The organism is Anaerococcus murdochii (assembly GCF_019957155.1).
GTDB classification, from domain to species: Bacteria; Bacillota; Clostridia; order Tissierellales; family Peptoniphilaceae; genus Anaerococcus; species Anaerococcus murdochii.
This window is the reverse complement of sequence record NZ_JAIPME010000002.1, coordinates 121,493-136,525: the sequence shown is the minus strand read 5'-3', so window position 1 is coordinate 136,525 and position 15,033 is coordinate 121,493. Positions and strand designations below refer to the sequence as shown.

13 protein-coding genes, 10 tRNA genes and 2 rRNA genes are annotated in these 15,033 nt (G+C 38.4%); all 25 read left to right on the top strand.

The window, feature by feature from the left end; all coding sequences use genetic code 11:
* Window positions 1-10: 10 nt before the first annotated feature.
* Window positions 11-3,093, top strand: a 23S ribosomal RNA gene (locus K8P03_RS01130).
* A gap of 41 nt (window positions 3,094-3,134) precedes the next feature.
* Window positions 3,135-3,251 (top strand): 5S ribosomal RNA (gene rrf, locus K8P03_RS01125).
* A gap of 192 nt (window positions 3,252-3,443) precedes the next feature.
* Window positions 3,444-3,518 (top strand) — tRNA-Asn (locus K8P03_RS01120).
* A gap of 13 nt (window positions 3,519-3,531) precedes the next feature.
* Window positions 3,532-3,608, top strand: a tRNA-Met gene (locus K8P03_RS01115).
* Between the two features lie 22 nt (window positions 3,609-3,630).
* Window positions 3,631-3,707, top strand: a tRNA-Met gene (locus K8P03_RS01110).
* Window positions 3,708-3,749: 42 nt separating this feature from the next.
* Window positions 3,750-3,824 (top strand) — tRNA-Glu (locus K8P03_RS01105).
* A gap of 76 nt (window positions 3,825-3,900) precedes the next feature.
* A tRNA-Glu gene (locus K8P03_RS01100) sits at window positions 3,901-3,975 on the top strand.
* 38 nt (window positions 3,976-4,013) lie between these two features.
* Window positions 4,014-4,089 (top strand) — tRNA-Val (locus K8P03_RS01095).
* A gap of 33 nt (window positions 4,090-4,122) precedes the next feature.
* Window positions 4,123-4,199: transfer RNA gene (locus K8P03_RS01090), tRNA-Asp, on the top strand.
* Between the two features lie 230 nt (window positions 4,200-4,429).
* Window positions 4,430-4,505: transfer RNA gene (locus tag K8P03_RS01085), tRNA-Thr, on the top strand.
* A 3-nt stretch (window positions 4,506-4,508) separates the two neighbouring features.
* Window positions 4,509-4,583: transfer RNA gene (locus tag K8P03_RS01080), tRNA-Gly, on the top strand.
* 99 nt (window positions 4,584-4,682) lie between these two features.
* Window positions 4,683-4,759, top strand: a tRNA-Arg gene (locus K8P03_RS01075).
* A 414-nt stretch (window positions 4,760-5,173) separates the two neighbouring features.
* Entirely contained in the window at window positions 5,174-6,565 is a 1,392-nt protein-coding gene (gene ltrA / locus K8P03_RS01070; RefSeq protein WP_223417700.1) for a group II intron reverse transcriptase/maturase, read from the top strand.
* Window positions 6,566-6,775: 210 nt separating this feature from the next.
* Entirely contained in the window at window positions 6,776-7,846 is a 1,071-nt protein-coding gene (msrB, locus tag K8P03_RS01065; protein ID WP_223417697.1) for a peptide-methionine (R)-S-oxide reductase MsrB, read from the top strand.
* Between the two features lie 180 nt (window positions 7,847-8,026).
* The gene (locus K8P03_RS01060) at window positions 8,027-9,253 is read left to right on the top strand and encodes a S1C family serine protease (protein WP_223417695.1); all 1,227 of its coding nucleotides are present in this window, start codon (window positions 8,027-8,029) and stop codon (window positions 9,251-9,253) included.
* Between the two features lie 178 nt (window positions 9,254-9,431).
* Window positions 9,432-9,755, top strand: a complete 324-nt coding sequence (ylxM, locus tag K8P03_RS01055; RefSeq protein WP_209774372.1) for a YlxM family DNA-binding protein — start codon at window positions 9,432-9,434, stop codon at window positions 9,753-9,755.
* 8 nt (window positions 9,756-9,763) lie between these two features.
* Entirely contained in the window at window positions 9,764-11,104 is a 1,341-nt protein-coding gene (ffh, locus tag K8P03_RS01050) for a signal recognition particle protein (protein WP_223417693.1), read from the top strand.
* Between the two features lie 17 nt (window positions 11,105-11,121).
* Entirely contained in the window at window positions 11,122-11,367 is a 246-nt protein-coding gene (gene rpsP, locus K8P03_RS01045; RefSeq protein WP_209774369.1) for a 30S ribosomal protein S16, read from the top strand.
* A gap of 2 nt (window positions 11,368-11,369) precedes the next feature.
* Window positions 11,370-11,594, top strand: a complete 225-nt coding sequence (locus tag K8P03_RS01040) for a KH domain-containing protein (RefSeq protein WP_223417692.1) — start codon at window positions 11,370-11,372, stop codon at window positions 11,592-11,594.
* Entirely contained in the window at window positions 11,591-12,076 is a 486-nt protein-coding gene (rimM, locus tag K8P03_RS01035) for a ribosome maturation factor RimM (protein ID WP_223417691.1), read from the top strand. Before K8P03_RS01040 ends, rimM begins: the two co-directional genes overlap by 4 nt.
* Complete coding sequence (gene trmD / locus K8P03_RS01030; protein ID WP_223417690.1) at window positions 12,069-12,791, top strand: tRNA (guanosine(37)-N1)-methyltransferase TrmD; 723 nt, start codon at window positions 12,069-12,071, stop codon at window positions 12,789-12,791. The genes rimM and trmD overlap by 8 nt, the downstream gene beginning before the upstream one ends.
* Window positions 12,763-13,110: a 50S ribosomal protein L19 gene (gene rplS / locus K8P03_RS01025; protein WP_209774354.1), complete on the top strand. Its 348-nt coding sequence runs from the start codon at window positions 12,763-12,765 to the stop codon at window positions 13,108-13,110. The genes trmD and rplS overlap by 29 nt, the downstream gene beginning before the upstream one ends.
* A gap of 115 nt (window positions 13,111-13,225) precedes the next feature.
* Complete coding sequence (ylqF, locus tag K8P03_RS01020) at window positions 13,226-14,068, top strand: ribosome biogenesis GTPase YlqF (RefSeq protein WP_223417688.1); 843 nt, start codon at window positions 13,226-13,228, stop codon at window positions 14,066-14,068.
* A complete protein-coding gene (locus K8P03_RS01015; RefSeq protein WP_223417687.1) occupies window positions 14,065-14,688 on the top strand; it encodes a ribonuclease HII in 624 nt (207 codons plus the stop codon). Before ylqF ends, K8P03_RS01015 begins: the two co-directional genes overlap by 4 nt.
* Window positions 14,685-15,032 carry a YraN family protein gene (locus K8P03_RS01010; protein WP_223417686.1) on the top strand — a complete coding sequence of 116 codons (348 nt, stop codon included), beginning with the start codon at window positions 14,685-14,687 and terminating at the stop codon, window positions 15,030-15,032. Before K8P03_RS01015 ends, K8P03_RS01010 begins: the two co-directional genes overlap by 4 nt.
* Window position 15,033 lies beyond the last annotated feature (1 nt).

Here is a 15,033-nt window from a genome sequence, read left to right as displayed (position 1 = left end):
CAATATTTCCAGTCAAGAAAGAAAGGGCGCAAGGTGGATGCCTTGGCACATGAAGACGATGAAGGACGTAAGTGAACGAAAACTAGGGTAAGCTCACAAAAAGCCATGACCCCTAGGTCTCCGAATGGGGAAACCCGGCTATGGAAGACATAGTCATCACTAAGTGAATACATAGCTTAGTGAAGTAAGACCCTGTGAACTGAAACATCTAAGTAGCAGGAGGAAAAGAAAGAAAACTCGATTTTCTTAGTAGCGGCGAGCGAAAAGAAAACAGCCCAACTCAATAAGGATCATATTTAATTAGCAGAATCATTTGGGAAGATGAACCAAAGAAAGTGACAGTCTTGTACGCGACAGTTAAATATGGACAGAGTGAAAGTAGCACCGGACACGAGGAATCCGTTGTGAAGATAGGGGGCCCATCCCCTAAGGCTAAATACTAACATGTGACCGATAGTGAACAAGTACCGTGAGGGAAAGGTGAAAAGAACCCCGAAAGGGGAGTGAAATAGAACCTGAAACCTAGCGCCTACAAGCAGACAGAGCACTAAAGTGTGATGTCGTACCTTTTGTAGAATGGGCCAGCGAGTTATTCTAAGCGGCAAGATTAAGTATTTAAGATACGAAGTCAAAGCGAAAGCGAGTCTTAATAGGGCCAAAGTCGATTAGAATAGACCCGAAACCGGGTGATCTATCCATGACCAGAGTGAAGGTGAAGTAAAATTCACTGGAGGCTCGAACCGGGTACGGTTTAAAACGTATCGGATGAGTTGTGGATAGGGGTGAAAAGCCAAACGAACTCGGATATAGCTGGTTCTCCTCGAAATAGCTTTAGGGCTAGCCTTTGACTAAAGATTTTAGGAGGTAGAGCACTGAATGGTCTAGGGCGGTTAACCGTACCGAAACCTATCAAACTCCGAATGCCAAAAAATCAGGTCAAGGAGTCAGACTTAGAGGGATAAGCTTCTAAGTCGAAAGGGAAACAGCCCAGACCGACAGCTAAGGTCCCCAAATCTGGATTAAGTGGAAAAGGATGTGAATCTACTAAGACAACCAGGACGTTGGCTTAGAAGCAGCCATGCATTTAAAGAATGCGTAATAGCTCACTGGTCAAGTGGGTTTGCGCCGAAAATGAACGGGGCTAAAATCCAGTACCGAAGCTTCGGATTGATAGAGAATTTAAATCTAATCATAAAGAACTAAAGAAAAAAGGTAAGAAAAGCTTAACTAGGAAATATTGTAAACAACAATTAATCAAGATAAACGAGTTATAATCAAATTTACGCTAAATCAATCACAAGTAAATGGTAAGTTGTAACTACGATATCACCGAAAAAACAGCATACGAAAGTATGAACCTGGTTAATCAAAGTATTATCTAAGAAAAAACTTTATGTCTAGATTTAATTTCTCTATCAGTGGTAGAGGAGCGTTGTATTAGGGAAGAAGCAGAAGCGAAAGCAAAGGTGGACTTAATACAAGTGAGAATGCTGGCATGAGTAGCGAGAAGGAGAGTGAGAATCTCTCCCGTCGAAACCCTAAGGATTCCTGAGCAAGGCTCGTCCACTCAGGGTAAGTCGGGACCTAAGCCAAGGCCGAAAGGCGTAGGCGATGGACAACAGGTTTAAATTCCTGTACCGCTTAAAGTCGTTAATAGAGATGTGATGACGCAAGAGGATAAGCTAAGCTAGCTGATGGATGCTAGTCTAAGAGTCAAGGCCAGTGTGTAGGCAAATCCGCACACTATTAAGGCTGAGGCTTGATAGGTATCGAAAACATAAGTAGAGAAGTAGCCGATTTCAAATTGCCAAGAAAAGTCACTATCGAGACCAAAGCGCCCGTACCCGAAACCGACACAGGTAGGGAGGTAGAGAATACCAAGACGCGCGGAAGAACCTTTGTTAAGGAACTCGGCAAAATGTCCCCGTAACTTCGGGAGAAGGGGAGCCATAGCGATATGGCCACAGAAACCAGGCCCAAGCGACTGTTTACCAAAAACACAAGTTTCTGCAAAATCGTAAGATGAAGTATAGGAGCTGACACCTGCCCGGTGCTGGAAGGTTAAGGAGACGGCTTAGCGCAAGCGAAGGCTCGAACTTAAGCCCCAGTAAACGGCGGCCGTAACTATAACGGTCCTAAGGTAGCGAAATTCCTTGTCGGGTAAGTTCCGACCCGCACGAAAGGTGTAACGATTTGGGCACTGTCTCAACAAAGGATCCGGTGAAATTGTAGTAGTCGTGAAGATGCGACTTACCCACGCTAGGACGGAAAGACCCCGTGGAGCTTTACTGTAGGCTGATATTGGACTTTGAGATTAGATATACAGGATAGTTGGGAGACTGTGAAGCATGTACGCCAGTATGTGCAGAGTCACCCTTGGGATACCAACTTTCTAATATTAAAGTTCTAACATTGACCCTTGAATCAGGGCAATGGACATTGTCAGTTGGGCAGTTTGACTGGGGCGGTCGCCTCCCAAAAAGTAACGGAGGCGTTCAAAGGTTCGCTCAGAATGGACGGAAACCATTCGAAGAGTACAAAGGCAAAAGCGAGCTTAACTGCAAAACCTACAAGTTGCGCAGAGTAGAAATACGGACTTAGTGATCCGGTGGCACCGCATGGAAGGGCCATCGCTCAACGGATAAAAGCTACCCCGGGGATAACAGGCTTATCTCCCCCAAGAGTCCACATCGACGGGGAGGTTTGGCACCTCGATGTCGGCTCGTCTCATCCTGGGGCTGAAGTAGGTCCCAAGGGTTGGGCTGTTCGCCCATTAAAGAGGCACGCGAGCTGGGTTCAGAACGTCGTGAGACAGTTCGGTCCCTATCCAGCGTGGGCGTAAGAAATTTGAGAGGATCTGTCCCTAGTACGAGAGGACCGGGATGGACACACCTATGGTGTACCAGTTGTAAAGCCATTTGCATAGCTGGGTAGCTACGTGTGGAAACGATAAGTACTGAAAGCATCTAAGTACGAAACAGACCTCAAGATAAGATTTCTCAGAGTACGTAAAGAAAATACGTTTGATAGGTCCAAGGTGTAAGTGCAGTAATGTATTAAGCTAATGGATACTAAACTTTACATCTTGACTGGAAATATTGTTTGCTATTACAAAAAGTTTTTAAAGGTTACTATATGGTGATGATTGCATAAGGGATACACCTGTTTCCATACCGAACACAGAAGTTAAGCCTTATAACGCCGATGGTACTGCTCGGGCAACCGTGTGGTAGAGTAGGAAATCGCCAAATAAAAAGACTTCTCTAAAGCCTCTACGAGATAGTAGAGGTCGGGAAACCTTGTATTACGGTAGGAAGTCGCCAAATAACTATTTCTAGCCTAATCGTTTTTACGATTAGGTTTGAAAAAAGTTAAAAATAATAATTAAATTAAGATTTATGATAAATTCTAGGTTTTCCTAGAATTATTCTATCTAGCTTTATGCTTAGGTAGCTCAATGGTGGAGCACCCGGCTGTTAACCGGTAGGTTGTGGGTTCGAGTCCCACCCTGAGCGCCAAAAAAGCTTTTAGCGCGGGATAGAGCAGTCTGGTAGCTCGTCGGGCTCATAACCCGGAGGTCGTAGGTTCAAATCCTGCTCCCGCAACCAAAATTATAATATTTTTTAATATGGCGAAGTAGCTCAGTTGGCTAGAGCATTCGGTTCATACCCGGAGTGTCAAGAGTTCAAGTCTCTTCTTCGCTACCATTTTTTTATAAGCTCTTAGCTTATTTGACCTAGGAGCTATATGGCTCCATGGTCAAGCGGTTAAGACACCAGCCTCTCACGCTGGTTTCCCGGGTTCGAATCCCGGTGGAGTCACCAGATTGACCATAGACTTATATAGCCTATGGTATTAATTTTTAAGGTGGAATTAAATTTTTAAAGATTTTAAGATTAAGGCCCTATGGTCAAGCGGTTAAGACACCACCCTTTCACGGTGGTATCCCGGGTTCGAATCCCGGTAGGGTCACCATAAGCCTTTTGGAATTTCCCGCAAATTGCGAGTTTTATGGAAGTATAGCTCAGTTGGGAGAGCATCTGCCTTACAAGCAGGGGGTCACAGGTTCGAGCCCTGTTACTTCCACCAATATTATCATGGGTTGTCTTAATCCATGCATCTGGCCTGGTAGTTCAGCTGGTTAGAATGCCGCCCTGTCACGGCGGAGGTCGTGGGTTCGAATCCCATCCAGGTCGCCAATATAACAATAACACTTAGATGTGACTTCGTTCTAAATCCGCCGTTACGGCGGAGAGTTCTTCGGACTCACTTTGTTCGTCTCGAAGATTTCTAATCTGACGATTTGAAACCCTGCAAGGGACTGGGTTCGAATCTCATCCAGATCGCCAATTATATATTATTTATAAGCTTTTAAGCTTATTACATTGTAGGGATTAGATTATTTAATCCCGCCCAACCCTTTTGATGGGCTGATGTAGCTCAATTGGTAGAGCAACTGACTTGTAATCAGTAGGTTGTGGGTTCAATTCCTATCATCAGCTCCATATGCGGATGTGGCTCAGTGGTAGAGCATCGCCTTGCCAAGGCGAGGGTCGCGAGTTCGAATCTCGTCATCCGCTCCAAATTTAGCTTGCTTGGCAAGCTTTTTTAATTTAAAATCACTATGGTTATTTGACTAGGATATAAAAATAAGATATACTAATAAGGTAGAGAATATTTATGCGTCATTAGCTCAGCTGGATAGAGCGTCTGGCTACGGACCAGAAGGCCTGGGGTTCGAATCCTCAATGACGCGCCAAAAATTATAAGGAAGGATGATTTGATCAACCTTCCTTTTTTGTGTGCGCTCGGCATGAGCATAATCTAACAGGTGAAAGTCCTAAGTGTGCCCGGTAGTGGGAAACACATAGCCAAAGGCAAGGGTGTCCATCGTGAGCTGGAATCTGAAGGAAGCCCTAGGCAAACTCTTGGTCTGACGAATAGAAATCATATAAGGCAGTTACGTAGGATAAGCTTGCACAACAAAGTAAAGTCCAAAAACTACACGGAATACGTAAATGTAGATGTGGCAGATAGATGAGAGGAAAGAACATGCCCTTACCCGAGGAGGTCTCACTAACGAAACAGTAGTAACAACGAATAGTGAGAAGTCAGCAGAAGTCATAGTACTAGTTAAAACTAGGAAGGACCGAACTACAGGAGGTATAAATTTATGAAAGAAACTAATCATGGCAAAGACTGTAGAAAATCAACCAGACTAATCAAAGATAACTCGGAAAGTGAAAATAAATTAGCTGGACACAGTCATGATAAGATTAACTCAAAAGAAAATACCAAAAATGAACTAATTGAGAAAATACTCCATCGAGACAACCTAAATGAAGCCTTTAAAAGAGTAAAATCCAACAAAGGTACAGCAGGAATAGATGGAATAACAACAGAAGAACTCCTAGAACATCTAAAAGAAAACAAAGATAAAATACTAGGACAAATAAGAGCGAGGAAATACAAGCCCAAAGCAGTAAAAAGAGTACAAATACCAAAATCAAATGGTAAGAAACGAAATCTAGGAATACCCACAACAACAGATAGGGTAATACAACAAGCAATAGCACAAATACTAAGCCCAATATATGAAAATAAATTCTCAGAAAACAGCTATGGATTTAGACCAAATAGAAATGCACATGATGCCCTAAAAAGGATAAAAGAAATAGCAGAAGAAGGATACACTTGGGTAGTAGACTTAGACCTAGAAAAATACTTCGACACAGTAAACCAATCCAAACTCATACAAATCCTATCAGAAGAAATAAAAGATGGAGATGTAATATCCTTAATACACAAATATCTAAAATCAGGAATAATGATAGATGAAATAAAAGTAAAATCAGACAAAGGAGTCCCACAAGGCGGTCCCCTAAGTCCATTACTCGCAAACATCTACCTAAATGAAGCTGACCAAGAACTTGAAAAATGGGGATACAAATTTGTAAGATATGCAGACGACATGCTAATATTTGCAAGAAATAGAAAAGCAGCCGAAAGATACTACAAAAGAGTCAAAAAGCTGTTAGAAGGAAAATTAAAGCTTAAAGTCAATGAGGAAAAGACCTCAATAAGAAAATTAAGCCAAACAAAATATCTAGGATATGGATTTTACCATAACAACGGAACCCAATTAAAAGTACACAAAGAAAGCCTAAAGAAACTAACGGCAAAACTAAAAGCAGTAACAAGCAGAAGTAATGCACTAGGCTATAGGCAAAGAAGAATAAAAATCAACCAAATCATAAGAGGATGGATACAATATTTCAAACTAGCAAATATGAGAAATCATCTTCAGAAACTAGACGAATGGTTAAGAAGAAGAATCAGAATGTGTGCATGGAAAAGCTGGAAGAAAATTAAAACTAAATTTACAAACTTAGTAAAACTAGGTACAACAAAATATCAAGCTTGGCAATGGGCAAATACACGCAAATCCTATTGGAGAATAGCCAAAAGCCCAGTATTAAACAGAGCTCTAAACAACAAAAGAATAGCTGAAAGGGGCTATATATCCCTAGTCAGCTATTACAATAAAGTTCATATTAAATTGTAGAACCGCCGTATACGGAACCGTACGTACGGTGGTGTGAGAGGTCGGTAGATGAATTAATCATTTACCTCCTACTCGATTGTGTGGGCAATATGTGGGCAAGTCTTTTAATTTGATTTTCTATGAGATTATCCTTTGCAATGTAAGTAAATTTTATGGATGTTTTTAATAATGGATGGTAAAATTCTTTAAAAAATATAAAGAGGTTAGAAAATGAAGTCGAAAAAAATATTGATTTCCTTTTTGTTCTTAATGTTGATCTTTATAGGAATAAGGGTTTTTGGGAATAAAGACAGTAATTCTCCTAGAGATGAAAATACAGAAATAAAAGCTAAAGACCTAGCAAGCCTTAAGAATAGGGGAGAAATATATTTGGCTGGAGGTTGCTTTTGGGGCGTTGAAGGATATTTTAAGAAAATCCCAGGTGTTATTGACACAAGTGTTGGCTACGCCAATGGTAAAACAGATGATACTACTTATGAAAAAATAGGAAAGACAGACCACAGCGAAACTGTAAAAATCACCTATGATCAAGATAAGCTGTCCCTACAAGGGATCCTAGAATATTATTTTAGGATAATTGACCCTACATCTATAAATAAGCAAGGCAATGATGTGGGCAGGCAATATAGGACTGGGATTTACTACACAGATGAAAATGATAGGCTCATTATTGATGAGCTTATAAGGCAAAAACAAGAAAATTTTGAAAAGAAAATTGCTGTAGAAGTTAAGCCTTTAAAGAATTTTGTCTTGGCAGAAGACTATCACCAAGACTACTTGGATAAAAATCCTGGAGGTTATTGTCATATCAATATTTCTTTGGCAGAAAAGCCTTTAGAATCAAATAAAATTGATAAAAATACAAAGGAATTAAAAGAAAAACTTACAAAAAATCAGTACAAGGTGACACAGGAAAATGAAACTGAAAGGCCTTTTTCTTCTGAATATGATGATTTTTACCAACCTGGTATCTACGTTGATGTGGTAACTGGTGAGCCACTCTTTTCTTCAAAAGATAAGTACGATGCAGGTTGTGGCTGGCCATCCTTTACAAAACCAATTGATTCTAATATCAACTACAAGAATGATAAGACCTACGGTATGGAAAGGGTGGAAGTAAGGAGTAAAAAAGGCGATTCTCACCTAGGTCACGTATTTAATGATGGTCCAACGGATAAGAGCGGTGCCAGGTATTGCATAAACGGCGCAGCTTTAAGATTTGTTCCCCTTAGCAAGATGGAAGAAGAAGGCTACGGAGCCTATATTGATAAGGTAAAATAAAAATTAAGGAGAATTTTCTCCTTTTTTATTGAAAATATTTAATAAATATCCTTATCAAAATCCATTAATTTGAAGTTTTCTTTCCTGATATTAATAAAAATAAGAAATTTTATATAAATTTAATAATTTATCCATTGTTTAGCCACATATTGGGTATATATTACTTTATAGGAGGAAAATATGAGTAATAGATCTTATAAAAAATCTGGCGGAAGATTTTCATCTTTTGCTTCAGCTTTAATTGGTGCTATCATTGGTGGATTTGTTGTTTATTTTTTACTAGTTGCGCCTCAGTCAAATAAAAAAGAAATTAGTGAAAATAAAACCCAAGTTGAAACAAGGCAAGATTATACCAAACCAATAGACATTAAGGAAAATGAGTCTATGGAGTCTGTTGTGGTTAAAAAGTCAATTGATTCTGTGGTTGGTATCAATACAGTGTCAAAGGTGACTAGACAGTCATTTTTTGGACCTCAATCAGGTTATGTAGAAGGTATTGGTTCTGGATCAATCGTAAGTGAAGATGGCTATATTGTGACAAATTCACATGTTGTTAGCGATGGGGAAGCCAAGGAGATTAACGTCTTATTTAATAATGGCGAAACTGCTCCGGCAGAACTTGTTTGGAACGATGCATCTTTAGACCTTGCTATAATTAAGGTTGACGAAAATAATAAAAACCTAAAGGCAATTGATATCGGAGATTCTGATGAAATAGGCGTTGGAGATAGGGTAGTCGCAATTGGTAACCCACTTGGTTTTCAACTTCAATCCACTGTCACATCTGGTATTATTTCTGGTCTTAATAGGTCAGTTTCCTTTAATACAGGAGTTCAAATGGATGGCTTAATGCAAACAGATGCAGCCATTAACTCTGGTAACTCAGGTGGTGCCCTTCTAAATTCAAGGGGCCAACTAATAGGAATCAACACAGCTAAGGCTGGAAACAGCGATGGGATTGGTTTTGCTATTCCAATTAATACTGTAAAACCAGTTATAGATAAAATTAGGGAAAATGGCAAGTTTGACTCAGTCTACCTTGGCATAACCGGTCAATCCCTTGATTACCTAAGGCAATTACAATACCTAAAAGACAATATCAAGGTAAAAAGTGGAATCTATGTTGTAAGCGTATTTACAGATGATAGCCCAATCAAGGAAGGCGATGTAATTAAGGAAATAGACGGAAAACCTGTAAAAGACATGGGAGCATTAAAGAAACTTCTCTTAGCCTACAATCTTGGTGATACAGTTAAATTAACTATAGAAAGAGATGGCAAGGAAGAGGAAATTAACTTTAAATTTACAGTAGATTCGTCAAATGTAGATGAATATAAGTCTGCAAGACCAAATGAATCCAAAGAAAAACAGGAAGAAAAATCAAATCCATTTTTCAATCTTCCATAAAAAATAATTTAAAAGAGCAGTTATTTTAGCTGCTCTTTTTGCATGCATTAAAAACCATTGAAATTTCGATATTGATAGAGATTATTATAAAATGTTTGGAGTCAAGAAATTATCTTGACAGGGTCTTCGGAAGCGTGTATAATAGTGAAGTCAAGTAAAAATATTGACAGGTGATATTATGGAGAAAATAGTAAAAGTAGCCCAGCTGTACGATATGTATGGCCCACTTCTAAATGAAAAGCAAAGAGATGTTATAAATTGCTACTACAACGAAGATTTATCCCTTCAAGAGATTGCTGACAATGACGGTAGATCAAAGCAAGCAATTTCAGATATGATTAATAGGAGTGTGGATAAATTATTTGAGTTTGAAAATGAGCTTTCTTTACTAAAAAGCAAGACTGAACTTAAGGCTTCTCTTTTTGAAATAAGAGAGCTGATTGAAAGTTCAAATAATAAAGAAGCAATTCAAAAGTTAACAGAAATAATTGAAAATATTTAGGAGCGTATATGGTTTTTGAAAGCCTTTCAGATAGACTCCAAGCAGCACTTGGAAAGCTAACGGGAAAAGGAAAATTAAACGAAAAAGATATAGACACTGCTATGAGAGAAATAAGATTATCCCTTCTTGAAGCAGATGTTAACTACAAGGTTGTAAAAGACTTTGTAAAGACTATTAAGGAAAGATCACTTGGGGCTGACGTGATGAATTCACTTTCTCCAGGACAGATGGTAGTTAAAATCGTAAACGAAGAGCTAACAGAGCTTATGGGTAAGGAAAACTCTAGGCTTGCCTTAAAAGGTGGCACACCTCATATGGTGATGATGGTTGGTCTTCAAGGTTCTGGTAAGACTACTCATTCTGGTAAACTTGTAAAAATGCTAAAAAAGGAAAATAGAAATCCTATGTTAGCAGCCCTTGATATCTACAGACCCGCAGCCATTGAACAATTAAAGGTCGTAGGTAAACAAGCAGATACCTTTGTATTTGAAAAGGGCAAGGAAGATCCTGTAAAAATTGCCAAAGAGGCAAAGGATTATGCAAGAATCAATAATTATGATACAGTAATCCTCGATACAGCAGGTAGGCTTCAGATAGATACAGACCTTATGGATGAACTTAAGGCTATCAAAGAAGAAGTAAAACCTGATGAAATCCTCTTGGTTGTGGATGCTATGACAGGTCAAGAAGCGGTAAATGTAGCCAAATCCTTTGATGATTACCTAGATATAACAGGAGTCATCCTCACCAAATTAGACGGTGACGCAAGGGGCGGTGCTGCTTTATCAATCAGACAAGCCGTAGGCAAACCTATCAAATTTATAGGTGTAGGTGAAAAACTTGACGATTTAGAGCCTTTCTATCCAGACAGGATGGCAAGTAGGATCCTTGGAATGGGTGATGTACTTTCGCTAATAGAGAAGGCTGAAGCACAATTTTCCTTAGAAAATGCTAGGGAACTCGAAGCAAAAATGAGGGAACAGACCTATAGTTTGGATGACTTTATGGAACAAATCCAACAGATAAAAAATATGGGTCCCCTTGAAGACTTACTAGCAATGATACCAGGAGTTAACTCAAAGATGCTCAAAGGTGTCAATGTGGATGATGCAGGTTTTGATAAAATCGAAGCCCTCATAAATTCCATGACTAAGGAAGAAAGAGATAAGCCTGAAATTATTGGCAAGAGCAGAAAAACCAGGATTGCAAATGGTTCTGGAGTGGATGTCCGTGAACTTAATAAGCTATTAAAGCAATTTAAAGAGCTTAAGAAGATGATGAAAAAAATGAACGGACTACAGAAAAAAGCAAAAAAAGGCAGAGGCTTTCCAAAGATGCCTTTCTTTTAAAAAATAAGGAGGAAAAAATGGCAGTAAAAATTAGATTAAAAAGATTAGGACAAAAGAAAAAACCATTCTACAGAGTGGTAGTAGCAGACTCTAGAAGAGCTAGAGATGGTAGATTTATCGAAGAAATCGGTTATTACAACCCAGTTTCTGAACCAAAAGTATTTAAAGTTGACAACGAAAAAGCTAAACAATGGATTAAAAACGGTGCTCAACCAACATCTATTGTAGAAAAGCTATTCAAAGACAATGATGTATTAGCATAATTATGAAAGATTTAGTAGAATTAATCGTTAAAGAATTAGTAACAGACAAAGAAGCTGTAGAAATTGTAGAAGATCGTGAAGGCAGTGAGGTTAATATTTTAATCAAGGTTGCCGAAGAAGACAAAGGTAGGGTAATAGGAGTTAGGGGCAATATTATAAACTCCATTAGAACTATCGCAAGAAGTGCAGCTATAAAGGAAAATGTTAAGGTAAACATAAAAATATGAGGATCTCAGTAGGAGAGATTGTAAAAGCCCAAGGAATTAGGGGAGAAGTCAAGGTAAGAAGCCTAAGCGATAATGAAGAAAGATTCAAAATTGGATCAAAACTTTTTATAGGAGACGAAATTGTAACTATAAAAAGATCATATAAGCAAAAAGCGATGCTTATTCTAGGCTTTGAAGAATATGATAATATCAACGACATCCTTAAATTTGTGGGCAAAGACCTAACCATAGATGAAAAAGATTTGGGAAAACTTGCTGAAGATGAAGTCTACATCAAGGACCTAATTGGTCTAAAAGTAATCTGCGATGGGCAAAATGTGGGTGAAATCGTAGATGTAATTTCAGGCGTCTATCCAAATGACGTTTATGTTATAAAAACAGATGGCGGCGAAGTTTTGCTTCCTGCAATCAAAAATACAATCAAAAAAATTGATACTGAAGAAAAAATAATTGAAGTAGAAAATTTTAGTGACTATGAATAAGGTAACACTCCTGACCCTATTTCCAGAATCCTTTGATTTTTTAAGGACCTATGGGGTAATAGGTAAGGCGATCGAAAATAAAAAACTAGAACTCGAAATAGTGGATATGAGAGATTTTGCAAACAACAAGCACAATCACGTCGACGATACAGTATACGGCGGGGCAGCCGGTATGCTAATTAGACCTCAAGTAATATATGACGCCCTATTATCAGTCAAAACAGCCAAGTCTAAAGTAGCCTTTATGTCGGCTACAGGAAAAGTTTTAGATCAGAAGTTAGCAATCGACTTTGCGAGTATTGAACATTTGATAATAATATGCGGTCATTATGAAGGCATCGACGCAAGAATAACCAACCACTATGTAGACTATGAAATATCCATAGGCGATTATGTCCTAACAGGCGGAGAAATCCCAGCTATGGTCCTAATAGATTCCATGGCAAGGTTCATAGACGGAGTTGTAGGCAAGGAAGAGTCACTAGTAACAGATTCTCACTATAATATATTGTTGCAACAAGATGAATACACCAAGCCAAGAGTTTTCAATGGCTACCACGTACCAAGCGAACTTGTAAGTGGGGACCACAAAAAAATCGCAGCTTGGAATAAAAATAATGCAATAGAAAAAACAAAAAGAGTAAGACCAGACTTATACGAAAAGTACTTACGAGAGGAGAGCAAAGATGGATTTAATCAAAAAAATAGAAAGTGAAAACCTACGTGAAGAAAACTTTGACTTTAATGTAGGTGATACAGTAAGAATAAGCTACAGAATCAAAGAAGGCGACAAGACAAGACTTCAAGACTTTGAAGGAACTGTAATCTACATCAGCGAAGGCGGCGTAGGCAAGACATTTACAGTAAGAAGAATCTCTTACGGTGTAGGTGTAGAAAGAACCTTCCTATACCACAACCCAAGAATAGAAAAACTAGTAGTAACCAGACGCGGTAAGGTAAGAAGAGCTAAGCTAACCTACCTAAGAGAACGTCAAGGTAAGGCTGCTAAAGTTAAAGAAAAAACAAATTATTAATAATAAAAAATGTCTTAAAGTTACCTTTAAGGCATTTTTTAAATGCAAAAATATATAATTTTTATTTTTCCGATTATTTATGTATAATAGATAGTAGGTAAGTTAGGAGATAGATATGGCACTAAATATAAATTGGTATCCTGGTCATATGAAAAAGACCAAGGAGGAAATTGAAAAAAATCTAAAGCTGGTTGACATAGTTTTAGAAATTATAGATGCGAGGATTCCAGAATCTTCGAGAAATCCAATGCTTGATGATATTTTGGCTGATAAGCCAAGGATGATTATTATGAATAAATCGGACCTTGCAGATCCAAAGGAAAATCAAAAGTGGATTAATAAGTTTAAAAACGATGGGATTGTGGCTTTACCAATGAATTCTAAAGAGAGAATCAATGTAGGCAAAATTTATGATATAGCAAGGGATATCCTTGCAGATAAGTTTAAAAAACATGAGGAAAAAGACATTGACAATCCTATAATAAGGATGATGATTGTTGGTGTACCAAATTCTGGCAAATCTACCTTTATAAATAATGTAGCCCAAAGGAAAGGTGCGAGAGTCGGCAACCGTCCAGGTGTGACCCAAACCAAACAGTGGATAAAGACAAATTCTAATTTGCAACTTCTTGATACTCCAGGTGTGCTTTGGCCAAAATTTGATGATAGGACAGGTCTTCACTTATCCTACACCAACGCCATCAAAGATGAAATCCTAAATATAGAGGATTTGACACTTTATTTTATTAGAGAATTGGCAGAAGAATATCCGGAGAATCTCAAAGAAAGGTACGGAGTTGACCCAAATGCCCAAGCAATCGACATTTACGAAGCTATCGCCAAAAAGCGTGGTGCAATTATTGCTGGCGGAGATTTTGATTACACAAGGACAGCGACTATCATCCTAAACGATTTTAGGACAGGTAAACTTGGAAGAATTACCCTAGAAAAACTATGAAATATTCTGAATATAATGACCAAATAAAAAAAGAAATATATGAAAAATACGACCACATATGTGGAATTGACGAGGTCGGCAGGGGTCCTCTGGCAGGTCCTGTTGTGACCTGTGCAGTCATTATGAAAAAAGATTCTCACATAGATGGAGTGACTGATTCCAAGAAATTAAGCCGCAAGAAAATGCTCGATCTAAAGGAAAAAATTTTGGCAGAAGCCATCGCTGTTTCTTATGGCTATGCCAATTCCAGAAAAATCGATCAAATAAATATCAGACAGGCGACTCTAGGAGCCATGAAAGATGCCCTAGAAAATTTGGAAATCCAACCAGATATTGTCCTAATTGATGCGGAAAGGATTGATACAGACCTTCCTCAATTAAATATTGTAAAGGGCGACTTAAACGAATACGCTATTTCTTGTGCTTCGATTTTGGCAAAGGTCAGACGAGATGATATTATGATAAATTTTTCTAAAATCTACCCGGGTTATGGTTTTGAAACAAATTTTGGCTATGGAACAAAGGCTCATTATGAAGGCCTTGAAAAATACGGAGAAACTCCTATTCATAGGCAAAGTTTTTTGAGAAAATTTCACGAAAGGCAGCTATCATTTATATGACGATAAAAAGACAAGTCGGCGATTTTGGTGAGGAAATCACTGCCGAATACTTAGAAAAAAATGGTTATAGGATCCTTGATAGGAATTATTCCAAACCCTTTGGAGAAATTGATATAATCGCCATCAAGGATGATTTGATTGCCTTTGTTGAGGTTAAGACTCGAAAGTCAGATGCCTTTGCCTATGCGGCCGAGGCTGTAGATTTCTATAAGCAGCAGAGGATAAGAAGGGCGAGCCAGGCCTATCTAATGGAAAAAAATATGTCGGATTTTTTGATGACCTTTGATATTGCCGAAGTTTACCTAGATACAAGAAAGATAAATTACATAGAAAATGCTTTTTGAT